The sequence below is a fragment of the Butyricimonas sp. BSD2780061689_150309_C8 genome (assembly GCF_015560935.1).
Lineage (GTDB): Bacteria > Bacteroidota > Bacteroidia > Bacteroidales > Marinifilaceae > Butyricimonas > Butyricimonas paravirosa.
In genome coordinates this window covers 331,754-356,567 of sequence record NZ_JADMSV010000001.1, presented here as the reverse complement: position 1 = coordinate 356,567, position 24,814 = coordinate 331,754, and the positions used below count along the sequence as shown (strand labels likewise).

Genomic DNA, 24,814 nt, shown 5'->3' with positions numbered 1-24,814 from the left:
AGAAAGTATGAAAAAATATATCATATTATCCGTGTTGTTTACGCTGTTCGGGCTGATTTCCTGTTATGATGATGATAGTAGCTTGGGTACCAAGAAAATCGGGGACATCACGATCGGAACTTTGGAAGATGCGTCGATTATTTCTTATAGCGGGAATAAATTAATTCGTGAACCGGAAATAGAAACGACTTATCCGGACGATCAATTAACCTACGCGTGGTACATTTACAAGGAAGATCAAGATAAAGGCTTCCGGACGAATAAAATAGATTCGGTCAAGAATCTGTCGTACGAGGTAAATCTACCGGCGGGAAGTTACACGATAGTCTTTGAAGCCACGGCAACCGAGAATGGTTATGCTGCGACGGCAGAGATGAAACTTGCCGTTTCTACCACTTTTTCGCAGGGATTCTACATCTTGAAAGAGACGGCAGACGGGAACACGGAGCTGGACGTGTACACGCAGAACGGGCTGGTCCCCGATCTTTTAGCCATGACCCAAGGGGAAGCGTTGCCCGGTTCTCCTCGTAACCTCTCCGTGGGTTATAGCCAAGCCTTTATCGATACCGAGGAGAACAAAATGGTGAACGCCAATACCGTCTGTATCACCACGGAATCGGATAAACTTATTTGCCTTCGTACCGTGGATATGCTGAAAGCATTTGATAATTCGAATCTACTTTTCGAGGAAATGGAAGCGGATGAGGAACCCTATTGCATGATTCGTAGTCTTGCCAGTATATTCTATTTCTCGAATAAAGGAATCCGCTCTTCTTCAACCAGTGAAAATAGCGGAAAAATGGGTTTCCCGTTGGATAACGGGGGAAGTAAACACGTTCAGATTGTAAATGGGGGATTCGGGGGACACGTGTACTGGAATAACACGAAACATCGTGTTATGACCGTGGATTACAATTGTATTGCAGCGTCTGAAGTCGAGTACAACACGGAGATCAATCAAGATAACCTAGAATGCCTATCGAGCGGCCTAAACTACGTGGGAAGAGTCGAAACCATCTACTTCCTGTGTCAGGATAAGGTTTCCGGCATCCGCTACCTGTACTTGCTCTCCGGTGGTGCGATCGTGGAAATTCGTCCGTTGAACTCGACCCTGCATTTGGCACAAGGAGATATTATTGCCGGGAACGGATTAACCGGGACATTTATTTACAGCGTACACAACAATAAACTGTATGCCTATAATTTTGACGCGGAAACGGAAATCGAGATCCCCGTCACGGGTCTTCCGGCAGGAGAAACGATTTCCTATATTTTTAACCTGTATTGGAATATGGGTCCATTTGGGGACACCTCCTTGAACTTTGACAATATCGTGATTGGGACGCAGAAAGAAAATACCTATACCGTGTACTTGTACAATATCCGCGGGGGACAGCCGTATGGTGAGCCTATCGATCAATTCTCCGGGGAAGGGAAATTGAAAAGTGTCCGTTATGTTTGCCAGCTAGTCGTGGATCAGATCGCCATGCTGGGACCGTTCTACGGGTATGGCCCGTGTTTCCCTTATTGATAAATGATACTTTACTAAAAATTTAATACGATGAAAAAAATAATTCTATTCTTGTCCGTTTCCTTGTTTGCCCTTTCATTAGTGGCTCAGACGAATTTTCGTGATATTACTTACAAGGAGGCTCTTGCGGCTGCTAAAGCTGAAAAAAAACTCGTGTTTATTGATTTTTATACTTCATGGTGTGGACCTTGTAAGATGATGATGAAAAATATTTTCCCATTGAAAGAAGTCGGTAATTATTTGAATTCTAAATTTGTGTGTATAAAAATTGATGCGGAAAAGGGTGAAGGTCCTGAATTGGCAAAACGTTATCAAGTAAAAGCATACCCTACGTTTGTTGCTATTAATCCTGCCGAGGAAATCTTGATGACTAAAGTCGGAGGTTCGGGGAGTGGGAGTGGTTTTATCGGTAGTATTGACCGCCTGATAGATCCCGACAAGACACCCGAACGTATGAAACAACGTTATGAAAGTGGAGAACGTACGGCCGACCTGATTTCTGCTTATGCGGGTCTGAAAATGGAGGAAGTTTACAAAAACCGTCAACCGGATATGACCAAGAAGGATGAGGCTTTCAAGATGGTGCAGGATTATTTTGACGGTTTGAAGGACAAGGAAAGGTTGGCAGAAGAAAATTTGTTCATCTACACGTCTTACACGGAGAGTCCCGCAGATGCAATCGCACGATATATGATTGCGAACCGGGATAAATTCGCTCCTGCGATCAAGAATGATATTTCTGATCGAATAAAAGAACTGTACAAAATGGATGTTTTAAATTATCTGACGGCCCGGGTTCCTTTTAATCAACAGCAATATGACATTGTGAAAAAAGGAGTTATGGATTTGGGATTAAATAAAGATGATTATTACACGACGGCATTCCGCTTTATTGAATCTTACGGTGCGGGGGATATGGACGCTTTCATGACGTTATGCGAGAAAGAGTATGATCAGTTGAATGATGATTACAAGTCTTCCCTTATGTATAGCTTCGCCAACGTGTTCGCCAATGCGAACGAGACGGTGAAAAAACGTGCGGCAAAATTTATACGTCATTCATTCCTGGATATGGATGCGACCATGATTATGTTTGTAGCCCAACAATTGATGCAATTGGAAGGTAAAGGTCATTAATGGCCGAGAATATTTAAAAGAGGCTTTCGAAATCGAATCGTTGAGTGTCCCGGTTCTCTGAAATAGAGACCGGGATATTTTTATGACTAAGGGAGGTCTGTAAGAGGAAAGCTCGTTGTCATCTCTTTGTTATCCGATATTTTATCTTTATTTTGTGATCAAGTCATGATCACTCACGGATAAAGTTATTTTAATAAGCAATTAAAATATTAATAGAACGCTATTATATATAGCGTTTTAATAGGGATTTAATAGCGTTCTAATAGCGCTTTACACGAAAGTCATCCGGAACTATTCAGCTATTGTTTATCAATTAAGAGTGTTATGCAGGAACTCATCCAGACTGTTACGGCATTAAGAATCAATAGTTTGAAATTAGGAATGTTTCCCCGTGCTTGGCCGGAGGTTCGAAAATCGTTTTATTTTTTGCGGTGGGAGAAAAAAGGGGGCTGTTTGGGAAAAAGATATTTCTTTGTATTGATGATGGGTTGTTGGCGCTTTTTTTATACTTTAGCCGAACTAATTTGAAAATGTGACGGATATGTATACCATAGATGAACTTAGAGCGATTATAAAAGAAGAGTTAGATAAGAAAGAGTATATACAGGAGCCGTATTCCCTGTTCGAACCGATTCTGTATATTTTGGAAGACGGGGGGAAACGCTTGCGGCCTCTTTTAACGTTGATGGCTTACAATCTTTACCGGGAAGATATTGAGAAGGTGTTGAAATCTGCTATCGGGATCGAAATATTCCACAATTACACGCTTTTGCATGATGATGTCATGGATGACGCGGAGTTGCGGAGAGGTCGGCCGACTGTTCATAAAAAGTGGAATAGCAACGTGGCAATCTTGAGTGGTGATGCGGCAGCGATCACGGCTTACCAGTGTATCGAGCATTGCGAGGACAAGTATCTGCGTCGGGCGATAGATTTTTTTAACCAGGTAGCAATGGACGTGTGTCGGGGACAGCAGTACGATATGTTGTTCGAGACCCGGAATGATGTTTCGGAGGAAGAATATATTAAGATGATTTATCTGAAGACTTCGGTGTTACTTGCCGGAAGTTTGCGGCATGGAGCCTTGCTGGCTGATGCCCCGGAGCATGAGTATAACGCTTTGTATGAATTCGGGGGATACTTAGGGCTGGCATTCCAGTTGCAGGATGATTACTTGGACGTGTATGGCGATGTGGCAGAATTCGGGAAGAATATCGGAGGTGATATTGTGGCCAACAAAAAGACTTATATGCTGATCAAGGCGTTGGAACTGGCTGATCCGGAGACGAAGGAAGAGTTGTGGGGATGGATTGAGCGGAAAGAGTTTGACCACGAGGAGAAGATCAAGGCGGTGACCCGGATATACGATCGTTTGGGAATTAAAGAGATCGTTTTTGCGGCGATTGATAAATATCTGAAAATGAGCCGGGATATTCTGGATAAGATTGATGTGCCGGAAGAAAGAAAGATCGATTTTTACGAGACGCTGGATGCGATCGGGGATCGGAAAAAATAAAATGAAAGGATAAATGAGTAAATCGAAGCAACAGTTACTGGATGAACGTTATTTGAGAATGGCCCGGATATGGGCGGAAAATTCGTATTGCGAACGTCGGCAGGTTGGTGCGTTGATTGTGCGGGGGGATGCTATTATATCCGACGGGTATAACGGGACGCCTTCCGGGTTCGAGAATATTTGCGAGGACGAGAATAACAAGACGAAACCTTACGTGTTGCACGCCGAGGCGAACGCAATCACGAAGGTGGCGAAGTCGAATAACAGCAGTTTGGGGGCGACGTTGTACGTGACGGCTTCACCCTGTATCGAGTGTGCCAAGTTGATCATACAAGCCGGGATCCGGCGGGTGGTGTATTCCGAGAATTACCGGAGTGTCGATGGGATCGAGTTGTTGCAGAAAGCCGGGATTGACGTGGCGTTTATCGAGTTGAACGAGAATCAGGAAAATAAAGATTAAATAGGAAGATAATGAATAAGAGTAATTTGAGGGCTTTGTTGACCCCGATCGTGCTGGCGCTGGCCATCGTGTTCGGGATGATGTTAAACCGGTTTCTGCCGGACCGTACGCAGGTGTCAGCGTCCTCGGAAATGTTTTTGCCCGTGACGGGGAGTAAGCTGGATTTGATTATCAGTATGATACAGAATTCGTACGTGGATACCGTGGACACGAGGCAGATCGTGGAGAACACGATCCCGGTCCTGTTGAAGGATCTGGACCCGCACACGGTATATATTCCCGCGAAGGATATGCAACGCGCGAACGAGGGGATCGTGGGAAATTTCGGGGGCGTCGGAATCCAGTTTTACAAGTATTTGGACACGGTGACCGTCGTGAAGGTGGTTCCGGGTGGACCCTCGGAGAAAGCCGGGATAAAGGACGGGGACCGGATTGTACGGGTGAACGATTCTTTGGTTGCCGGGGTAAAGATGGGTCAGGATAAGATTCAAGAGTTGATGAGGGGGGAATTGGGAACGAAAGTAGAGTTGACTATCGCTAGAAGGGGAGAGCCGAAGTTGATCAAGAAAGAGGTGGTTCGCGGAAGTATCCCGGTGAAGAGCGTGGACGTGGCGTATATGCTGAATGACACGACGGGTTATTTGAAAACGAATACTTTCGGCATGCACACGTATGCCGAGTTCATGCAAGCGTTGGTGAAGTTGAAGGCAGAGGGGATGAGGAAAATCATCATTGATTTGCGGGAGAATGAAGGCGGCGTGTTGCCGATCGCGATACAGATGATTAACGAGTTTTTGGATGCCGACCGTTTGATTCTTTACACGCAGGGACAGGCGCAACCTCGTACGGATTACAAGTCTAACGGCAAAGGGCAATTCAAGGATTTGCGCGTGGATGTGTTGATTAGCGAGTTTAGCGCGTCAGCTAGCGAGATTTTTGCCGGGGCGATACAGGATAATGACCGCGGGTTGATTATCGGGCGTCGTTCGTTTGGTAAAGGATTGGTTCAGGAGCAGCGTATGTTGCCCGACGGTTCGGCCTTGCGTTTGACGGTGGCCCGTTATTACACGCCTTCGGGACGTTCTATCCAGAAACCGTATAACGAGGGGAAAGAGAAGTATTATAATGATCTTTATAATCGTTTGGTTCACGGGGAGTTCTCACAAAAAGACAGTATTGTTTTTGACGAGAATCTGAAATACCAGACCGTGGACGGGCGTACCGTGTATGGTGGTGGCGGTATCATGCCGGATGTCTTCGTGCCAGCGGATACGACCGGGGTTTCCCGTTATTTGAGTGACGTGACGAGAACCCAGTTCTTGTACGAGTACACGTTTGATTTCATGGACCGGCATCGTCCGGAAATGGTGAATCTGAAGGATTACAAGCAGATTCAGAATTATCTGAAATCATTTGACTTGGTAAACGAGATGGCGAATTATGCTGCCCGTCGCGGTTTGAAACGGGACGAGAAGGGAATCAAGGAGTCCTACCAGGTTTTGCGTACTCGGATCGAAGCGTATATTGCTCGTCACACGATAGATGATGAGGGATTCTACCCGATTCTTGGTCAGATTGATAACACGTTGCAGGAAGCGATTAAACAATAATTGATGAAGAGTATATTACACGGGAGGCTGATTTTTGGCCTCCTGTTTCTGTTTCTTGCCTTAGGTAGTTTTGCCGACGGGCGCTATATTCCGGTGTATGATGACGGGATACGGGTGGATTACAAGTATTATTGCTTGGGATTCAACAAGGAGCATAAACAGGCGAACTGGGTGTATTACGAGTTAGGTTCCGCGAACTTGACAGGGAAAGCGAGCCGGAAGAATGATTTCCGGGTGGACCCGAAGATCAGCCGTTGGAGTGCCACGCCTGACGATTACAAGCGGAGCGGTTACGACCGGGGGCATTTGTGTCCCGCGGCGGATATGTCGTTTAATGCGAAGGCGATGAGCGAGACGTTCTACATGTCGAATATGTCTCCCCAAGTGCCGATGTTTAACCGGGGAATCTGGAAAGAGCTGGAGGAACACGTGCGTAACCGGGCCCGGAAGGAGAAACTTTACGTGGTGACAGGCCCGATTTTCAAGAGTAATAAAGGTGCGATTGGCAAGGGGAAAGTGACGGTTCCGGGGTATTACTATAAATTGTTTTATTCGCCTTCCAAGCAGCAAATGATCGCTTACGTGTTGCCTAACGAAGAGAGCAAGCGTCCCTTGAATAGTTTTGCCGTTCCCGTAGATAAGGTGGAGAAGATGACGGGGATTGATTTCTTTTCTCAATTACCCGATGATTTGGAGCGGGTGTTGGAGGCGGACACGCTTTCGCACGTGTCACGGGATGGGGGACAGGCATCGGGAGGTGCGTATCGTCCGACAAGAAATCAACAGGTGATAGCGGTTATTGCTGTGATTGTGATCTTCCTCGTTGTACATTTCTTGATAAAACACCGTGGAGGCAAGAAGAAGAAAAAGAAACCGGCACGCAAACCGGTAAAGAAAAAGAAATAAGCCAAACGGCTTATTTCTCTTTTAAAAGTTTATCAATGACTTTTACCATTTCCTCGAATTCTTTCGGGTCGTAGAGACGGGTGAGGAAGGCGATGTTGCCTTTTTTGTCGATGATGATGTTACGGGTGACTCCGGCTCCCTGAGCGGCGTAGGTGTAGAATGCTTTACCTTCCGGGTCAAGGAGTAGGGGATAGGTGATCTTGATGTCCTTGGCGAACTTTTCGGTGGTTTCTTTGTTCTCTTTGAAGTCGATACCGAAGAGTGCAAACTCTGGGTTGTTCTTGTATTTCAGCCAGATGTCTTTTTCGATAAAAGGCATTTCCTTGCGGCATACACCGCACCAGCTGGCGGTGAATTGTAGCATGATGACTTTTCCTTTCAGGTCTTTTAGTTGTTTCTTGGTTCCGTCGGGAAACAATAACTCGATGTTCGGGGCTTTCTCGCCTACTTTCACGATATACCCCCTGTCGTCTTGCTGGGCCTTTGCCAGCGAACAGGTCATGACCAGTAATAGTATAAATGTCAGATGTTTCATAGGATGATGTATTTGTATTAATAACGTTTCAAGCTTTTAGGACTGCCGCTCCACGAGCATCCGAGACAATAAAGGGTTTCCGTGTCGAATCCTTCTAGGGAATCTCCCTCGTGAACGGGGACAACAACGTAGTCGGTCGTGACTTGTACGAGACAGTTATTTCCCTTCTCGTCTTTCACGTAAAAGCGGCGTATTCCGCATTTGGGGCAGAGTAAAAATTTCATATCACGAATTTTGAGGCATAGTTAATGATTATTTCAGATAGTTGTACGAGAAAAAAGGGGAAATTTGTTTCTTTTCTTTTCGTATACGGGAAGAAATACGGTATATTTGTTGCAATCGAGGTGATTTTATAATTGAATATGGAAAAACAGAAAAAGTATAAGATACATTTTGCCCCGGTACAGGGGCTTACCGATTGGACGTTCCGAAATCTGCATACGAAGTATTTCGGGGGAGTGGATGCTTATTACACGCCGTTTATCCGGGTGGAGAAAGAGGATTCGTTTCGTTCAAGGGATATGAAGGATTGTGATCCGGAGTTAAATAGCGTGGAGTTACTGGTTCCCCAAGTGTTGGGTGGAGAGCCTGCGGAGTTGGATGTTTGCTTGCAGATGTTGGAAGGACGGGGATACAAGCAGGTGGATATTAACATGGGATGTCCGTTCACGATGATTTCCCGACGGGGAAAGGGAGCCGGATTGTTACCTCACCCGGAGAGGGTGGAGGCCTTGCTGGAGGTGGTGAAGGATTTTCCGGAGATACAATGTTCCGTGAAAATGCGGTTAGGGTGGGAAGATCCGGGGGAATGTTTGAAATTATTACCCTTGTTGAACGCGGCCCCGTTGGTAGCTATATTTCTTCATGCCCGGGTGGGGGTGCAGGAATACAAGGGAGAGACGGATAAGGAGGCTTTCGAGGCGTTCTACAAGGGGTGTGAACATCCGTTGTATTATAACGGGGACATTTTGACCTTGGAGGATATTCAAGCCGTGACGGAGCGTTTTCCTCGTTTGGAGGGAGTGATGATCGGGAGAGGTTTGTTGGCGAACCCGGCCTTGGCACAAGAGTACGTGGAAGATAAGGAGCTTGCCGGGGAGGAACGATTAAGGAGGTTCAAGGCGTTTCATGCCGAATTACTCGCGGGGTATGCCGAACGATTGCAGGGGGATCATCAGTTGTTGATGAAGATGAAAACGTTCTGGGAGTATTTCATGCCTTCGACAGACCGGAAGATTTTGAAAAAAATTCACAAGAGCAATAAGTTGACGCAGTATAACGAGGCGGTGGTAAAGGCTTTTATGCCGGGTGAAGAGGAAGAGTAAGTGCGAATGAAGAGAACGATATATATCATCATCGGTTGTATTTCCGTGGTTTTGGGGATTATAGGCATTTTTGTTCCCGGGTTACCGACTACACCCTTTTTGTTGTTGAGTTCGTGGTTGTTCTATAATAGTTCGAAACGATTACATGATGCTTTACACCGTTCGAAATGGTTGGGACCTTACCTAAGGCGTTTTCAGGAACGTAAAGGTGTCGGGTGGAAGACAAAAGCGGTGTCGATAGCGTGTATGTGGACGATGATTTCTATTTCGGCTTTCGTGGTTTTCGAGAACTGGCATGTGCGTTTGCTGCTTTTGGGTTTAGGGGTGATCGGGACGTGTAGCGTGTTGTTTATCGTTCCTAATGCTAAAAGAGAGAGAGAAGATTCAAGAGATAATAATATATAATAATGGAAAAGATAATGGAACCGTATCAATATCCGATAGTAAGGGATTTTATGGCTTTCGTGATGAGGCCGGAAGTTGCTTTTGATGAAATAACGACAAGTGGGGAAATTTTCCAGCATAGGGAGTTTTCCGCGTTGATTGATTTTTGTTGTAAAAATCCGGAGGTTGCGGAAACTGTTGTAGGGGAAGTTATAAGGCGTTTACCGGAAATGGATGTTTTCAAAGCCTGCGTGGCTGCTCTTTGCGTGGGATCAATCACGGAAGGGGGTGTCCCTTGCCCTTCGTCAGTGGAGATTGTAAATTATTTTATAGAGCGGTCTTGGCGTTGCGTGGCGTATCTGAAAAAGGCGGCAGGGATGCTGGAGGTCGGCTTGGACGAGTTGGAACCGGAAGCGTTGGAAAAAGCAGATCAGAGGGCTTTGTATGCCTTGGATTGCGAAGGGTATAAAACGTTTGTAGGTAGCTATTATCTGATCATGTGCGTGATGTCCCGGATATGTCGGGAACGTTCGTTGCGGGAATCTTTGCGACAGGTTGAGAATATAGAGGATTTATGTGGTTTCCTGGCCCAATACGTGGGGGCTTACGGGTTTGTTTCTTCCGTGTTGGAATTGGTGGAGGAAGAGGATATTATTATTCTTTCCCCGGAACAAGGAGTTGGATTAGAGGTGACGGTTCGTCAACTGGATAGTAATTTCTTATTTTTTACATTGTTTCAAATTGAGATGTATCACCGGGGATGGTTGGAGAAATTAGGCGTGCTGGATTATAAATATGATCCGGTACGGGATCAGCGGGCACATAACCTTGTGGGGGAAGATGAAAGGGAAGAAGGACAGGACTCTGCCTGTATGGAGTACTATACTTATAAAGCCTATCAACCGGATGGGACTTACTCTATTCTGATGACGGGCGCTGATGGTAAGCAGCAGGTGAATCCGGAAAACCGGGTATGGGGTGAGGGGAATATTTACGAAATTCCTCGTTTGGACGATCGGATCGTGATACTTGTGGACAGTCATCCTTTAATGAGTCGTTCGTGGGGGAAAGGGTTTACGACGCCAGTTCATGGTGCAATACGACCGGATGTGACGTTAAAACGTCAATTGTCGGATGATGAGTTTGATACGTGGATGCAGAAAGTGAAAAATAATTAGAGTAAAAAAGAGGAGATTTCTCCTCTTTTTTACTTTGATTTATCCGATAACGATGTTCACGATTTTCTTCGGGACAATGATCATCTTTTTGATCTCTTTTCCTTCTAGCCATTTCGTTGATTCTGGTGCAGCTTTGACTGCGGCCTCAATATCAGCGTTAGTTGCCGTCAAAGGCATGGATAATTTGAAACGAACTTTGCCGTTGAAAGATACCGGGTATTCAAAAGCGTCCTCCACTAGGAATTTTTCTTCCCATTGGGGGAATGACTCTTTCGTGATACTTTGGGTGTGTCCCAACAAGCTCCATAGTTCTTCTGCCATGTGTGGGGCAAAAGGAGCGAGAGCGATCACGAGAGGTTCTAGGATAGCTCGTTTGTTACATTTCAAGGCGGTCAATTCGTTCGTGCAAATCATGAATGCCGGAATGGACGTGTTGAACGAGAAGTTCTCGATGTCGTATTCCACTTTCTTGATGGTTTTGTGCAGCACTTTTAACTCTTCTCTGGAAGGTATCTCGTCGCTTACGCTGAAGTCTTCGCCGACTTGGAACAGGCGCCAGAATTTGCGTAAGAATTTGTACACCCCGTCGATCCCTTGCGTGTCCCAAGGTTTGCTGAATTCCAGCGGTCCGAGGAACATCTCGTACAGGCGTAACGTGTCGGCCCCGTATTCTTCGATGATCGTGTCGGGATTTACCACGTTGAACATGGATTTTGACATCTTTTCAATGGCCCATCCACAGATGTATTTTCCGTTCTCCAAGATAAACTCGGCATTGGCGTACTCCGGCATCCAAGCCCGGAAAGCATCTTGATCCAGCACGTCGTTCTTGACGATGTTTACATCCACGTGGATTTCCGTGGTTTTATATTGATCTTTCAACCCGACGGAAACGAAGGTGTTCGTGCCTTGTATTCTGTACACGAAGTTTGAACGTCCTTGGATCATTCCCTGGTTGATCAGTTTCTTGAAGGGTTCTTCCTCGCAAGCCACACCGAGGTCATACAGGAACATATTCCAGAAACGGGCGTAGATCAAGTGACCCGTGGCGTGTTCAGAACCACCGAGGTAAAGATCAACGTTTTTCCAATAGTTGCATATTTCGTGATCAACTAATGCCTTATTGTTGTGTGGGTCCATGTAGCGTAAGAAATAAGCGGATGAACCGGCGAAACCGGGCATCGTGTTTAATTCTAATGGATAACCGTCTTCTGTTTTCCAGTTTTTAGCCCGTCCGAGGGGTGGTTCCCCGCTCTCGGTAGGCAGGTATTTATCGACTTCCGGTAGTTCTAGCGGAAGTTTGGATTCGTCCAGCATGTAAGGAAGGTCGTCCTTGTAGTACACGGGGAACGGTTCTCCCCAGTAACGTTGGCGGCTGAAGATGGCATCACGCAGGCGGTAGTTGATTTTGCTTTTACCGATGCCTCGTTTTTCTACTTCTCCGGCAATGTAGGCGATGGCCTCTTTGACTTCCATGCCGTTGATAATGCCGCTATTGATCATTTTACCTGCTTTTGCATCGTAGGAGCCTTCCGACATATCGTGTCCTTCCCCGTCATCGACAACGGGTACGATGGGCAGGTTGAAGTGTTTGGCGAAGGCGTAGTCACGGCTATCGTGTCCCGGTACAGCCATGATGGCTCCGGTTCCGTAGCCGGAAAGAACGTATTCACTGATCCAGATGGGTATAGCCTCGTTGGTGAACGGGTTGATGGCATAAGATCCGGTGAAGACTCCCGTAACCTTTTTCACCTCGGTCTGGCGTTCCCGTTCCGTGCGTTTGGACACGTAATCCAAATATTCGGCAACGGCATCAGCCTGTTCGGGAGTTGTTAACGGTTTCACATAGTCTGACTCGGGAGCTAAAACCATGAAACTAACCCCGAAGATGGTGTCGGGACGGGTGGTGAAAATCTCTAATTTCAGATCGGAGTCTTTCACGTCGAACCTCACGTCTGCTCCTTGTGAACGACCGATCCAGTTACGTTGGATGTCTTTCAAGGAGTCGGACCAATCAATGTTGTCAAGCCCGTCAAGTAATCTTTGGGCATAGGCGGAAACCCGCAATGACCATTGACGCATCTTCTTTTGTACCACGGGATAACCTCCGCGAAGAGATAATCCTTCCTTTACCTCGTCATTTGCCAGCACGGTTCCCAGTTGGGGACACCAGTTTACCATGGTGTCAGCCAAGTAGGCAAGACGGTAGTTCAGTAATATTTCTTGTTGTTCTTTCGTACTCTTGTTTTTCCATTCCTCGGCGGTAAAGTCCATCTCCTCACCGCAAGCGACGTTTAACCCTTGGGTTCCGACGGCCTCGAATGCTTTTACCAGTTCGGTAATCGGCATGGCTTTTTGCTCGTCGTAGCAATAGAAACTGTTGAACATCTGGATAAAAGTCCATTGGGTCCATTTGTAGTATTCCGGGTCGCAGGTCCGGATTTCACGGTCCCAGTCGAAGGAGAACCCGATTTTATCCATTTGTTCCCGGTAGCGACGGATGTTTTTCTCCGTGGTGATGGCTGGGTGTTGTCCGGTTTGGATGGCATATTGCTCTGCGGGCAGACCATACGCGTCATATCCCATGGGATGCAGGACATTGAATCCTTTCAGATGTTTGTAACGGGAATAGATGTCGGAAGCGATGTAGCCTAGCGGGTGTCCCACGTGTAACCCTGCCCCGGATGGGTAAGGAAACATATCCAACACGTAATATTTGGGCTTGGAAGGATCGACTTCCACCCGGTAAGTTTTGTTTTCTTGCCAGTAGCTTTGCCACTTTTTTTCGACTTCCTTGAAATTGTATTCCATGTTAATCCTTTTTTAGTTCTCGTAATGAGTCGCAAAGGTAATAAAAATCACACGAAATTAATGTTGGAGAATAATGTACGATGCTAATTTTAAATTTTGTCGGTAAGAACCAAAGAAACAAGTCTTGATCTTATCCCTATAATCAAGTATGTAAAGGGTGTTTTTTACCCATTTTAAGGGATTGTGGGAGGGAGTGGGCTATTTTATTTTTGCGACACTAAATCGTTGTTAAACTAAATTTTTAAATATAATGAAAAAGATGAATTGGTTTCTTGTGGTTATCATGTTGTTCGGTGCGTGTTTTGCGGCTTGTACGGATGATGATGATAACGGTGGTTCTTGGAATGGAGAGTCCGTTACTGTAGATTGTGATCCATATGATGCTTGGTCATATTTTAGTTTCAAAGAGGGGAAGACGGTGAAAACGTTGAAAGTAAAGAGTATGGAAGGGGCTGTAACGGGAGTATATTACGGAGATTTGAGTTCTAGTACTCTTATAAAGAATACCGATTCTTTGTTGATGGTGATTAATGAAGGTGTCGGAGATACCGTGGTTATTTCCTTCCCGGCTTGTGAAATTGGTGGAATGAGTGGAACAGAAACAACGGGTGCTAGTTTTTCTTTAAAAGCCATTGCTAAGAAAGAGGGTAATGTATGGAATATCTCAAGTGAGAAGTCGGTTGTTACGATGGAAAAGGACGATGAAACCACGACGGATTATTATATGTCGATAAATGGAACAATTGGTACGACGAAAGATGCAGACTTTAGTCTTGCTTTGTATATGAATGTAAGGGCCATGGAAGATGGAGGTATGCAGATGAATATGGGAGGAACCTTTGCAGGGGAATCTACCGGAAAGACTTATGGAGTGGATGGTGATGAAACTTCTTTCGATTGGGATATTGCTTTCCATCGGTATGATATAAAAACGAATGGTGGGGCAGCTATTATGTTGCAGACCACGGATTTGGAAAGTGTTACTTCTGCCAGTGTTACCGGAGAAAGTTTCACTTCAGATGTGGATGGGGAAGTTATGGTGGATATGTCGGGAATGATGAGTGGTTTTGTTGGGTACCAACCCACGAAGGTTAACGAAGTGCTGGCTAAATGGGTAACGGCAACTCCTACCGGATCAATGCCCCCGTATTCTTATGAAATTAATGGCAAAGTGTTTGTTGTGAAGACTGCCGGCGGCGAATATGCAAAATTGCGTTTCACGGATATGTCTGATGCCACGGGTAAGAATGAGGCTGCTACATTTGATTACGAGTTTCCTCTAAAATAATTTTTGTTCATGATTTATCAACCGTAAGAGGAACAAACTTTCTCTTACGGTTTTTTCCGTAAAAAAAGAATTTTATGAGGCGTGATTTGTTGATATTGTTTTTTATTCTTTTGTCGTCAGCATTGATGGCTGATGAGCATACCAATGAGGCTCCTTCTTTCAAAGTGCAGGGAATTGTTACCGATGAGAAGGGCGAGGGATTACCGGGAGCATCCGTGTGGGTAAAAGGAACGGTGGTCGGGGCCGGGACAAATGCTAAAGGGGAGTTTTCTTTTAAGTTATCATCGAAGAATAAATGTGTGTTACGGGTGAGTTTCACGGGATATGAACCGCAAGAGCGGGAAGTGACCCCCGGGGTTGACAGTTTATATCGTTTCGTGTTGGAGCCGAGTAATAACGCGTTGAATGAGGTAGTGATCACGGGAACCCGTACGCTGAAACCGTTGAAGGATGTTCCGGTGCTTACCCGCGTGATTTCATCGGAAGATATAGCACAAGTGAATCCATTGGATTTGCAAAGTTTACTGGAATATGAAATGCCGGGTTTACAGTTCGGGCTGGCCCATGGTTCCGGATTGCCGGAGTTGAAATTCCAAGGATCTGCCGGAGGATACGTGTTATTTATGATTGATGGAGAACGTGTTGCCGGAGAGGGGTCCAGTAATAATATTGATTATAGTTTGATTGATATGGATAATGTGGAACGTATTGAGATTGTCAAGGGACCGATGTCCACTCTTTACGGTTCTCAGGCAATGGGGGGAGTGGTGAATATTATTACGAAAGATGCGAATCGTCCTTTCACGGGGAACGTTTCTGTGCGTTATGGAAATAATGATGAGAGTAAATATTCCCTGTCTTTGGGGACTAAACAAGGACGTTTCTCTGCATTGACATCTCTTTCCTACCGTAAGCGAGATGCTTATGCCTTAAAAGATAAAGAAGGGCAAATCGAGTATTCGTATTATAAGGATATATACGGGAGAGATTCCGTGGTTGCGGATACTTCGGAGAAAGGGATGTCGAGTGTAAATGGCTTCGAGATTTGGCAAGCAAATCAGAAGTTGAGTTACACGTTTAACGAGAATTTTCGGATCTCATTGAATGGGACGTATTATAATAATGACGTGTTGGAGTACGTGGAGCAAAAAGAGCAGGATCGCTTTTCCAATTACAGTATAAACCCTCGGGTTTATTATGCTATTAATGATTCTCATATACTGGATTTCTCGTATGTGTTTGAGAATTACGAAAAGCGTTACGTTTATACCACTTCATTGCCTTCTAAAAAGGTTTTTGGAGATTTAACCAATACCGTCCGGTTGAATTATACCGGATATATCCATGAAAAACATACCTTGACGGCTGGGATAGAAGTGAATACGCAGAAATTGCAACATTATTGGTTTGATAACGGTTCGGGGAAGAAATTTGATGCTCAGACGTATGTTTTGTATTTGCAGGAAGATTATAAGGTGAGTGATTCGTTTAGCGTGTTGGCTGGAGTTCGTTCGGATTGTCATTCAAAATACGGTTTCCACGCCAGCCCGAAAATTTCGTTGATGTATAAATATGGTGTTTTGACGCTGCGCGGTGGCTACGGGATGGGATTTCGCATACCATCTTTGAAAGAATTGTATAGTGAATATGATATGGGCGGGCAGGGATTTTTCATGATATACGGTAACGAAGATTTGGAGCCTGAGATCAGTCACCAGGGAACGTTTTCGGCCGAGGTGACGAAAGGAATTTTTAATGGTTCCGTCTCCGGTTATTATACGAGATTCTTTGACGAGATCGCTTTGGGCTTGACCTCGGACGGGAAAGATCAGCAATATTATAATGCAGATGATGCAACAAGAACGGGTGTTGACGTGATGGCGCAGTTCCGTTTTAAAAATGGTTTGACCCTAAAAGGTGCTTACGCTTATATTGATGTACATTCCGAAGTGGATGGGTATAATATGGCGAGTGATCGTCCGCATAGTTTGACTTTTACGGCAAATTATTCCAAAACGTTCGGGAAGGTTGCTTTGTCGGCAGCCTTGAACGGGCGGTGGATGTCTTCGGTGGAGACATGGTACAAGAATAGTGTGGGTGGTTACGTGAAAAATGAATATGAGAGCCGGACGTTCTGTTCCTTGAATCTCGGTGCCCGTTTCCCAAGAGGTTTCCGTTTCACGGCAGGTATTGATAACCTGTTTGATTTCAAGGATAAAAATGTGACAGCCGATCAATCGGTGACCCCGCAGAGGGGCATAGGTTTTATCGGGACGTTGTCGGTGAATATAGCAGATTTATTAAAATTATAATCCATAAAAGAGAATACTGATGAGAAAAAAGTGGCTTGCGTTGGGGTGTCTTTTAATTATCGTCTTGTTGGGGATCTGGGCGTACAACGTCTGGTTCGGAACCACCAAGATTGCTTTCGTGAATTTCCAGACGATTACGATGGGAGGTATCGCGAAGGCGAATGACAATTCATTTATTAAATTACAGGAGGTACCCGTGGAGGAACTGGATCGGTTGTCCGGTTTTGATATGGTGTTTGTGAATGGCATGGGGCTGCGTGTCGTGGAGGAACAGCGGCAGCAGATACAGAAAGCGGCAGATAAAGGTGTACTCGTGTACACGACAATGGCGACGAATCCGGCGAATAATATATGCACGATTGATTCTGTTGACCAAGTCGCTTTGCGGGGTTATCTGGGAAGCGGTGGAAGACGGAATTACAAGAATATGCTGAACTATATCCGGAAGAATATGGATAAGAAGTTGATTTCCGTGGAGGAACCGGGAGCCCCGATCGAGAGGTCTTCGGATGTGTTGTATCATGTCGATATGGATAAGCCGGGAGACGAGCTTGATTTTATTTCCGTGGAAGAGTACGAGAAGTATTTGAAGAGTAAGCAATTATATAAGGAGGGGGCGAAAAAGATTGTGGTGACCGGGCAGATGGCAGATGCCACGGGATTGATTGATACATTGGAGCGAGTGGGGTATAATGTTTACCCGGTTTTGTCTTTACGGCGTCTGCTTGATTTTGTGCGTGAAATTAGCCCGGATGCTATTATCAATATGGCTCATGGCAGGCTGGGAGATGAAGTTGTGAAATATCTGGAGGAACGTAATATTCTGTTGTTTGCCCCGTTGACCGTAAATAGTCTGGTAGAAGAATGGGAACAAGATCCGATGGGGATGTCCGGGGGATTTATGTCACAGAGTATCGTTACCCCTGAAATTGACGGGGCCATCCGGACGTCGGCACTCTTTGCCCAGTACGAGGATAAAGAGGGATTGCGTCATTCTTTTGCAGTTCCTTCACGGTTGAAGACATACGTGGAGAATATTCAGAAGACGTTGGCTTTGAAGGAAAAGCCGAATAGCGAGAAACGAGTTGTTATTTACTATTATAAAGGTCCGGGACAAAGTGCCATGAGTGCTGCCGGAATGGAAGTGGTCCCCTCGTTGTATAATCTTTTGAAAAAGATGAAGGAAGAGGGATATAGGGTCGAGAATCTTCCGGCAAATTCCAAGGAATTGGAGAAGATGATCATGGCGGAAGGAGCCGTGTTCGGTACTTACGCGAACGGGGTGATGGATCGTTTTCTGAAAGAGAGTCACCCGCTACTGATTTCAAAAGAGGAGTACGAGAGTTGGGTGAAACAGGCTTTACGGCCGGAAAAATATGCCGAGGTGGTAGCTGCTTTCGGGGAGTTTCCCGGGGAATACATGAGTACTGCCGATGGTAAGTTAGGGGTATCCCGCATACAGTTCGGGAACGTGGTCATTATGCCGCAGCCGGCAGCCGGAGGTGGGGATAATGCTTTCCAGATTGTACACGGGACGGATGTCGCACCTCCTCATTCCTACGTGGCCGCTTATTTGTGGATGCAGTACGGGTTCAAGGCGGATGCCATGATTCATTTCGGAACGCATGGTAGTTTGGAGTTTACACCCAAAAAACAAGCTGCGTTGTGTGATTTGGATTGGCCCGATCGATTGGTGGGCAGCGTGCCTCATCTTTACATCTATTCTATCGGTGACGTGGGTGAGGGGATGATTGCCAAACGTCGCGGGTATGGCGTGTTGCAATCTTATTTGACTCCCCCGTTTATGGAGAGTAACGTGAGGGGCATTTATCGGAATCTGACGGAAAGAATAAAGATATATAATCAGAAAGCCTACCCGGAGAAAGGTACGGCTGATCTGAAGGAAGTGGAGAAGGCTGCCTTGTCGGTGAAGGAGTTAGCTGTTTCTTTGGGGATGCATCGGGAGTTGGGGTTGGATAGCGTGTTGAATGTTCCCTACACGGAAGAGGAAATATTGAAGATCGAGAATTTCGCGGATGAGTTGGCGGCGGAGAAGGTTACCGGACAATTGTACACGATGGGGGTTCCATACGAGGCTGCCCGCGTTGAATCGTCTGTTTACTCGATGGCAACCGATCCGATAGCTTACGGGTTGTTCGGGTTAGATCGGTTGAGAGGTAAGGCGGATGCTGATGTGTTGAAACGGAAAACTATTTTTACCGAGCGTTATCTCGATCCGGCCAAGCGATTGGTAGGGAGACTGTTGAATGGTCAGGAGAAAGTGGATGATGGTTTCATTTGTCGGGTGGCGGGTATCACGAAAGAAGAGTTGGCGCAGGCTCGTGAAATCGATCAAGACCGGAATGCTCCCAAGGGGATGATGGCGATGATGATGGCTGCCGCGGCGAAACAACCGGAAGTTATGCCTGTGAAGAAGGAAGAGGGAGGACATCCTATGTCCGGAATGATGAAGAATATGATGAAACAGATGGGTGAGGGGAAGACTCCCGAAGAGCGTTTGGAGATGGCAAAAAGGATGGGAGCGCCCGAAGAGGCTTTGGAAAAAATGAAAGCGGCTATGGGAAGGGAAAATGGTGAAAAAGGCCCGGATGCGAAGATGGGAGAGATGCCGGGAAACAAGGGGACTGGCGATATGATGGCGATGGCCGAAAAAATGGGTATGCCGAAGGAGGCTATCGAAAAGGTGAAGGCCTCTATGGGAAAATCAAAGGGTGGAAACCCGGATATGAGTGCCATGATGAAGGCGATGATGGGAAAGAAGGCCAAGGAATATTCCAAAGAAGAGGTGAATAAGGCACTGGCTATTATGGAAGTGGAACGGACGTTGAAAAACGTGAATAATTATAAGCGGGCATTACAGGAAAGTCCGGATTGTGAGTTGCAGTCGTTGATGAACGCCTTGAATGGCGGTTACACGGCTCCTTCTCCCGGGGGAGATCCTATCGTGAACCCGAATACTTTGCCGACGGGACGGAATCTTTTTGCTATAAATGCAGAGGAAACGCCGACGGAATCAGCCTGGGAAAAAGGAATGCAGTTGGCAAAGAGTACAATCGAGATGTATCAGAAACGACATAACGGGGAGTTCCCGAAAAAGGTCAGTTACACGCTTTGGTCCGGAGAGTTTATTGAAACGGGTGGGGCCACGATTGCCCAAGTGTTGTATATGCTTGGAGTGGAACCCGTGCGGGATGCTTTCGGGCGGGTGAGTGATTTGAAATTAATCCCGTCGGCTGATTTGGGGCGTCCGCGTATTGACGTGGTTGTACAGACTTCCGGACAATTACGGGATATTGCTGCATCTCGTCTTTTCTTGGTGAACCGGGCCGTGGAGATGGCTGCTGCTGCCAAGAATGACCAATATGAGAATCAAGTGGCGGCCGGGGTGCTGGAAGCGGAAAAGACATTGATTGATAAAGGTATTTCCCCGAAAGATGCCCGTGAGATTTCAACTTTCCGGGTCTTCGGGGGTACGAATGGTGGTTACGGAACCGGAATACAGGGGATGGTTGATGCCGGAGACCGTTGGGAAAATGAGTCGGAAATTGCAGCCACCTACTTGAATAACATGGGTGCTTATTACGGTAGCGAGAAGAACTGGGAGAAATTCCAACAGTTTGCTTTCGAGGCGGCCTTGACCCGTACGGACGTGGTGGTTCAACCCCGGCAGAGTAACACGTGGGGAGCGTTAAGTTTGGATCACGTGTACGAGTTTATGGGAGGCTTGAACCTGACGGTTCGCAACGTGACAGGGAAAGATCCGGATGCTTATCTCAGTGATTATCGGAACCGGAATAACAATAAGATGCAGGAGGTGAAAGAGGCTATCGGCGTGGAGTCGAGAACCACGATTTTCAACCCTTCTTATATCAAGGAGAAAATGAAAGGAGAGGCGACTTCTGCAGCCGGTTTTGCTGAAATTGTCCGTAATACATACGGTTGGAACGTGATGAAACCTTCGGTGATCGATAACGAGATGTGGGACGAGATTTACAATGTGTATGTGAAGGATAAATTTAATTTGGGGGTACAGGATTTCTTTGAGAAACAGAGTCCGGCAGCCTTACAGGAAATCACGGCTGTTATGATGGAGACGGCACGTAAGGGAATGTGGAAGGCGACGGATCAGCAATTGGCCGATTTATCGAATTTACATACGGATTTGATTCAGAAATATAAGCCGGCTTGTTCCGGGTTTGTATGCGATAATGCCAAATTACGTGATTTTATTGCGTCTAAAGCGACACCCGAAGCTGCTAAGCAATATCAGAATAGCATAAAGAATGTGCGGGAAGTGGCGGCAGATCAGTCTAAAGGTGTCGTGATGAAGAAGGATGAAATTACTTCCGAGACACAAAAACACACGAATAAGGTGAATACCGTTTGGATTGTTGTCGGTGTTATTGTAATTTTGGGCGGTCTGGCAGTTTTGATGCGTAAAAGACGTAGAAACAGAATGTAACAATGGATACAATTGTATTGATATTAATTTTGCTGACAGCATTTAATTTTTTGTTGAAACAAACCTTCTGGAAACCAGTAGCGGTGGGAGCCGCTGCTGGTATTGCCACTATATTTGTGATTCTGATGTGGCCTTATGCTATCGAACAATCAAAAACACAAATTGCTGATTGGTTGTCAGACAATCAATTGATGTTGGATACTTCCGTTGTGTTGACTTTGGAGATTGTTTTGCAGATGGCATTCTGCCTGTTGGCAGTTCATGTGGCAAATTATTCTCCGGTGAAGAAACGTATGATGGTGGCTTATCGCTTATTGTATTGGTTTCCGGGGGTGTTGATTATTCCGGTTTTATTCTTTGGTTTGACACAGGCTATATTCTCTTTTCCAGGGGTTTCATTTAAATTGATTGCTTGGTTGTTTGGTCTGTTTGTTTTCGTGGTTATTCCTTTGGGAAGATGGTTGATCAGGTGGTTGTTGCCGGAAGAAGACTTGCGTTTGGAGTTGTTTTTCCTGACAAATGCTTTGGTTGCTATCTTAGGAATTATTGCCACGGTAAACGGGAGAACGGCAGTGGAGGGGGTAGGCGTTGTGGACTGGTCGGCATTGACCGGTTGTGTTGTACTATTTTTAGTGGGAGCTATTGCAGGGTGGATGGTGTATGTAATTAAAAGAAAACTAACTTTTAAATTGAGAAGATAATGAATGCTATTTCTGATATCATGTTTTGGATTTCAACGGGATTGTTAGTGCCTGTTATCGTGTTGTTGATTTTGTTGTTTTTTCGTTCCCTTTTACTGGTAGGGAGTTTCTTTGGTCAATATGTTTCTATTCGCAAGACGGATAAGCTGATCCGGGAACAGATGGAGACGTTGCACGTGAATAACGTGGATCATTTTGCAGAGAAATTACCGGAAAAGAGTAATTCTTTGGTAGTGATGTTTATGAAACGGATCTTGGCGGAGCAGCAGAATAAAGCACAAGTTCAACGTTTGTTGGCTAATTTCGAGATTGCGGCGGATAAGGATTTGGCGATATCTAAAACGTTGACCAAGTTAGGACCGATTTTAGGTTTGATGGGTACCTTGATCCCGATGGGACCTGCTTTAGTCGGTTTGTCCACGGGAGACATTGCTTCTATGGCTTATAATATGCAGGTTGCTTTTGCCACGACGGTGATCGGGTTGGTGGCCGGTGCGATCGGTTTCTTGACCCAGCAGGTGAAACAACGTTGGTATTTGCAGGACATGACTAACTTGGAGTGTCTTGTGGAAGTGTTGAATGAAAAGAATGAGAAGAGATGAAACGTAATCTGTTAAAGAAAGAAGAGGATAATGACCCGATTAGCGCGGTGTCGAATCTTTTTGATGTGGCGATGGTGTTTGCCGTGGCTCTGATGGTGGCATTGGTGACAAGGTATAATATGACAGAGATGCTCTCGACAGAGGATTTCACGATGGTGAAGAATCCGGGAAAGGAGAACATGGAGATTATTACCAAGGAAGGCGAAAAGATCAACCGGTACACTCCTTCCGAGGATCAGAACCAGTCGGGGAAACGAGGGAAGAAAGTGGGGATTGCGTATGAACTTGAAAATGGTGAAATTATTTATGTTCCGGAATAGAAAGAGAGCGTAAAACACTATATTTGTCGTGGAATTAAAAGAAAGTGCCTGTGTCCACGAGTTTAGTTTTAACGGTTTTACTGGCTTATTTTTTATTGTTGATCCTGGTCGGCTTTGTGACAACCAGGAAAGTCAATAGTGAGATGTTTTTTACTGCGAACCGGAATTCGCCTTGGTATTTGGTGGCTTTCGGGATGATCGGGACAACACTTTCCGGGGTGACTTTTATCTCTATTCCCGGGGAGGTCGGTAATACACATTGGACTTATCTGACCTTGGTTCTCGGTAATTGCGTGGGGTATATCGTGATTGCACTCGTGCTTTTACCTTTGTTTTACAGGCAAAACCTGGTTTCTATTTATTCTTGGTTGGGAACTCGTTTCGGGGAGAAGGCCCGGTTGACAGGTTCTTTCTTTTTTATCGTGTCGCAATTGGTGGGTGCGTCTTTCCGGTTATTCTTGGTCGTTGGTGTGTTACAACTGGCTTTCTTTGATGCCATAGGTGTGCCTTTCTGGTTGACCGTGTTTATCACGATTGTTTTCGTGTGGATTTATACCGTGCGAGGAGGGATTAAGACGATCGTTTGGACAGACACGTTGCAAACCGTGTTTATTCTGATCTCTGTCGGGTTGACAATCGTGGTGGTAAACAAGGCACTGGATTTCAATTTTTCTTCGGCTATTGCAGCTATAAAGGAGAGCCCTCTTTCCAGAGTGTTTGACTTTGACTGGCGGTCGGGACAGAATACGGTGAAACAGTTTTTGGCAGGAGTGGCGATCACGGTTTGCTTGAATGGGTTGGATCAGAATATGATGCAGAAGAATCTGACTTGTCGTTCCTTGCGGGATTGTAAGACAAATATGTTTTCATTTTCTTTTTTATTCTTGGTGACGAACGTATTGTTTTTGATGCTGGGAGCCTTGCTTTACATATATGCAGAAAGAGAAGGTATCGTGTTGCCCGGTAAGTCTGATGACGTGTTTCCCTTCCTTTCCCTGAATTATTTCGGGGCTACGGCCGGTTTGTTTTTCCTGTTGGGAATAACTGCCGCGGCCTATTCTTCGGTTGATTCTTCATTGACTGCTTTAACGACCTCTTTCTGTATTGATTTTCTGAAAATAGATCCGGGAAATAAGGATGAGAAGAAAAAGCGTATGGGAGTGCATATCGTATTTTCGTTATTAATGATTTTCGTGGTTGTACTCTTCCGAGAATTAAACAATTCGAGTGTAATATCGTCTCTTTTTAAAGCGGTAGGTTACACGTATGGGCCTCTTTTAGGGCTTTTCACGTTTGGTTTAACGACAAAATATCAAGTACGGGAGAAATATCTTCCTTGGGTGTGTTTGCTTTCACCGGTGATCTCTTACGTGGTGAATTGTTACTCGGAACAACTTCTTTTCGGGTATAAATTTGGTTTCGAGATTCTACTGTTTAACGGGCTGCTTTGTTATCTTGGGTTGTTACTTATTCGGGACAAGCGTCGTTGATCGATTTCGGTTAATACTTCCCGCGCATGAGTTAAAAAAACAACGAGTTTCTTTCTATTTCTCTAAAAAGCACAAAAGATACAATATCAGGATGAATATGATGGTCTTATTATGATAAAGATAAGGGTCGTAATTTAAAATCATTCTAATATTCTGCATAAAAATATAACCTATTAAAAAAAATGTCGTAGAATCCCCATAACAAGGAATATTCGAAAATCGATT

At 45.4% G+C, this 24,814-nt stretch carries 19 protein-coding genes; 16 read left to right on the top strand and 3 right to left on the bottom strand.

Features of this window, described 5'->3' with window-relative positions:
- Nucleotides 1–7 precede the first annotated feature (7 nt).
- From I2I33_RS01345 to I2I33_RS01320, 6 genes are all read left to right on the top strand, one after another.
- Nucleotides 8–1,531 (top strand): PKD-like family lipoprotein, encoded by a 1,524-nt coding sequence (locus I2I33_RS01345; RefSeq protein WP_087419155.1) that lies wholly within the window; start codon nucleotides 8–10, stop codon nucleotides 1,529–1,531.
- 30 nt (nucleotides 1,532–1,561) lie between these two features.
- Nucleotides 1,562–2,668 (top strand): thioredoxin family protein, encoded by a 1,107-nt coding sequence (locus tag I2I33_RS01340; RefSeq protein ID WP_087419154.1) that lies wholly within the window; start codon nucleotides 1,562–1,564, stop codon nucleotides 2,666–2,668.
- Between the two features lie 541 nt (nucleotides 2,669–3,209).
- Entirely contained in the window at nucleotides 3,210–4,184 is a 975-nt protein-coding gene (locus I2I33_RS01335) for a polyprenyl synthetase family protein (RefSeq protein WP_087419152.1), read from the top strand.
- 13 nt (nucleotides 4,185–4,197) lie between these two features.
- A complete protein-coding gene (locus I2I33_RS01330; protein WP_087419151.1) occupies nucleotides 4,198–4,644 on the top strand; it encodes a dCMP deaminase family protein in 447 nt (148 codons plus the stop codon).
- An 11-nt stretch (nucleotides 4,645–4,655) separates the two neighbouring features.
- Nucleotides 4,656–6,254: a S41 family peptidase gene (locus tag I2I33_RS01325; protein WP_087419150.1), complete on the top strand. Its 1,599-nt coding sequence runs from the start codon at nucleotides 4,656–4,658 to the stop codon at nucleotides 6,252–6,254.
- 3 nt (nucleotides 6,255–6,257) lie between these two features.
- A complete protein-coding gene (locus I2I33_RS01320; RefSeq protein WP_087419149.1) occupies nucleotides 6,258–7,160 on the top strand; it encodes a DNA/RNA non-specific endonuclease in 903 nt (300 codons plus the stop codon).
- A 10-nt stretch (nucleotides 7,161–7,170) separates the two neighbouring features.
- On the opposite strand, the gene I2I33_RS01315 is transcribed toward I2I33_RS01320, so the two are convergent.
- A complete protein-coding gene (locus tag I2I33_RS01315; protein ID WP_087419148.1) occupies nucleotides 7,171–7,695 on the bottom strand; it encodes a TlpA family protein disulfide reductase in 525 nt (174 codons plus the stop codon).
- 17 nt (nucleotides 7,696–7,712) lie between these two features.
- Complete coding sequence (locus tag I2I33_RS01310) at nucleotides 7,713–7,919, bottom strand: hypothetical protein (protein WP_027200712.1); 207 nt, start codon at nucleotides 7,917–7,919, stop codon at nucleotides 7,713–7,715.
- 138 nt (nucleotides 7,920–8,057) lie between these two features.
- Here I2I33_RS01310 and I2I33_RS01305 point away from each other — a divergent pair, with 138 nt between their 5' ends.
- From I2I33_RS01305 to I2I33_RS01295, 3 genes are read left to right on the top strand one after another with little or no spacing between them, the layout of a single operon-like run.
- Nucleotides 8,058–9,020 (top strand): tRNA-dihydrouridine synthase family protein, encoded by a 963-nt coding sequence (locus tag I2I33_RS01305; protein ID WP_087419758.1) that lies wholly within the window; start codon nucleotides 8,058–8,060, stop codon nucleotides 9,018–9,020.
- 6 nt (nucleotides 9,021–9,026) lie between these two features.
- Nucleotides 9,027–9,425: a YbaN family protein gene (locus I2I33_RS01300; RefSeq protein ID WP_087419147.1), complete on the top strand. Its 399-nt coding sequence runs from the start codon at nucleotides 9,027–9,029 to the stop codon at nucleotides 9,423–9,425.
- A 2-nt stretch (nucleotides 9,426–9,427) separates the two neighbouring features.
- Nucleotides 9,428–10,582 (top strand): hypothetical protein, encoded by a 1,155-nt coding sequence (locus tag I2I33_RS01295; protein ID WP_087419146.1) that lies wholly within the window; start codon nucleotides 9,428–9,430, stop codon nucleotides 10,580–10,582.
- A gap of 39 nt (nucleotides 10,583–10,621) precedes the next feature.
- On the opposite strand, the gene leuS is transcribed toward I2I33_RS01295, so the two are convergent.
- The gene (leuS, locus tag I2I33_RS01290; protein WP_087419145.1) at nucleotides 10,622–13,393 is read right to left on the bottom strand and encodes a leucine--tRNA ligase; all 2,772 of its coding nucleotides are present in this window, start codon (nucleotides 13,391–13,393) and stop codon (nucleotides 10,622–10,624) included.
- A 250-nt stretch (nucleotides 13,394–13,643) separates the two neighbouring features.
- Between leuS and I2I33_RS01285 the strand changes: the two genes are divergently transcribed.
- From I2I33_RS01285 to I2I33_RS01255, 7 genes are all read left to right on the top strand, one after another.
- Nucleotides 13,644–14,681 (top strand): HmuY family protein, encoded by a 1,038-nt coding sequence (locus I2I33_RS01285; protein WP_087419144.1) that lies wholly within the window; start codon nucleotides 13,644–13,646, stop codon nucleotides 14,679–14,681.
- Between the two features lie 74 nt (nucleotides 14,682–14,755).
- Entirely contained in the window at nucleotides 14,756–16,993 is a 2,238-nt protein-coding gene (locus I2I33_RS01280) for a TonB-dependent receptor (protein WP_087419143.1), read from the top strand.
- A 19-nt stretch (nucleotides 16,994–17,012) separates the two neighbouring features.
- Entirely contained in the window at nucleotides 17,013–21,476 is a 4,464-nt protein-coding gene (locus I2I33_RS01275; protein WP_195666714.1) for a cobaltochelatase subunit CobN, read from the top strand.
- Between the two features lie 2 nt (nucleotides 21,477–21,478).
- Nucleotides 21,479–22,177 (top strand): hypothetical protein, encoded by a 699-nt coding sequence (locus I2I33_RS01270; protein WP_087419141.1) that lies wholly within the window; start codon nucleotides 21,479–21,481, stop codon nucleotides 22,175–22,177.
- Complete coding sequence (locus I2I33_RS01265; RefSeq protein WP_087419140.1) at nucleotides 22,177–22,779, top strand: MotA/TolQ/ExbB proton channel family protein; 603 nt, start codon at nucleotides 22,177–22,179, stop codon at nucleotides 22,777–22,779. The genes I2I33_RS01270 and I2I33_RS01265 overlap by 1 nt, the downstream gene beginning before the upstream one ends.
- Nucleotides 22,776–23,099 carry a DUF2149 domain-containing protein gene (locus I2I33_RS01260; RefSeq protein WP_087419139.1) on the top strand — a complete coding sequence of 108 codons (324 nt, stop codon included), beginning with the start codon at nucleotides 22,776–22,778 and terminating at the stop codon, nucleotides 23,097–23,099. The genes I2I33_RS01265 and I2I33_RS01260 overlap by 4 nt, the downstream gene beginning before the upstream one ends.
- Before the next feature lie 50 nt (nucleotides 23,100–23,149).
- Nucleotides 23,150–24,589, top strand: a complete 1,440-nt coding sequence (locus I2I33_RS01255) for a sodium:solute symporter (protein WP_087419138.1) — start codon at nucleotides 23,150–23,152, stop codon at nucleotides 24,587–24,589.
- The last annotated feature ends 225 nt before the right edge of the window (nucleotides 24,590–24,814 follow it).

Bases quoted from the DNA above. Each gene is read 5' to 3' on its own strand.
- I2I33_RS01310 (WP_027200712.1), bottom strand. From the start codon at position 7,919: ATGAAATTTTTACTCTGCCCCAAATGCGGAATACGCCGCTTTTACGTG.
- I2I33_RS01265 (WP_087419140.1), top strand. From the start codon at position 22,177: ATGAATGCTATTTCTGATATCATGTTTTGGATTTCAACGGGATTGTTA.
- leuS (WP_087419145.1), bottom strand. From the start codon at position 13,393: ATGGAATACAATTTCAAGGAAGTCGAAAAAAAGTGGCAAAGCTACTGG.
- I2I33_RS01305 (WP_087419758.1), top strand. From the start codon at position 8,058: ATGGAAAAACAGAAAAAGTATAAGATACATTTTGCCCCGGTACAGGGG.
- I2I33_RS01260 (WP_087419139.1), top strand. From the start codon at position 22,776: ATGAAACGTAATCTGTTAAAGAAAGAAGAGGATAATGACCCGATTAGC.
- I2I33_RS01285 (WP_087419144.1), top strand. From the start codon at position 13,644: ATGAAAAAGATGAATTGGTTTCTTGTGGTTATCATGTTGTTCGGTGCG.
- I2I33_RS01300 (WP_087419147.1), top strand. From the start codon at position 9,027: ATGAAGAGAACGATATATATCATCATCGGTTGTATTTCCGTGGTTTTG.
- I2I33_RS01295 (WP_087419146.1), top strand. From the start codon at position 9,428: ATGGAAAAGATAATGGAACCGTATCAATATCCGATAGTAAGGGATTTT.
- I2I33_RS01315 (WP_087419148.1), bottom strand. From the start codon at position 7,695: ATGAAACATCTGACATTTATACTATTACTGGTCATGACCTGTTCGCTG.
- I2I33_RS01275 (WP_195666714.1), top strand. From the start codon at position 17,013: ATGAGAAAAAAGTGGCTTGCGTTGGGGTGTCTTTTAATTATCGTCTTG.
- I2I33_RS01330 (WP_087419151.1), top strand. From the start codon at position 4,198: ATGAGTAAATCGAAGCAACAGTTACTGGATGAACGTTATTTGAGAATG.
- I2I33_RS01320 (WP_087419149.1), top strand. From the start codon at position 6,258: ATGAAGAGTATATTACACGGGAGGCTGATTTTTGGCCTCCTGTTTCTG.
- I2I33_RS01345 (WP_087419155.1), top strand. From the start codon at position 8: ATGAAAAAATATATCATATTATCCGTGTTGTTTACGCTGTTCGGGCTG.
- I2I33_RS01325 (WP_087419150.1), top strand. From the start codon at position 4,656: ATGAATAAGAGTAATTTGAGGGCTTTGTTGACCCCGATCGTGCTGGCG.
- I2I33_RS01280 (WP_087419143.1), top strand. From the start codon at position 14,756: ATGAGGCGTGATTTGTTGATATTGTTTTTTATTCTTTTGTCGTCAGCA.
- I2I33_RS01270 (WP_087419141.1), top strand. From the start codon at position 21,479: ATGGATACAATTGTATTGATATTAATTTTGCTGACAGCATTTAATTTT.
- I2I33_RS01335 (WP_087419152.1), top strand. From the start codon at position 3,210: ATGTATACCATAGATGAACTTAGAGCGATTATAAAAGAAGAGTTAGAT.
- I2I33_RS01340 (WP_087419154.1), top strand. From the start codon at position 1,562: ATGAAAAAAATAATTCTATTCTTGTCCGTTTCCTTGTTTGCCCTTTCA.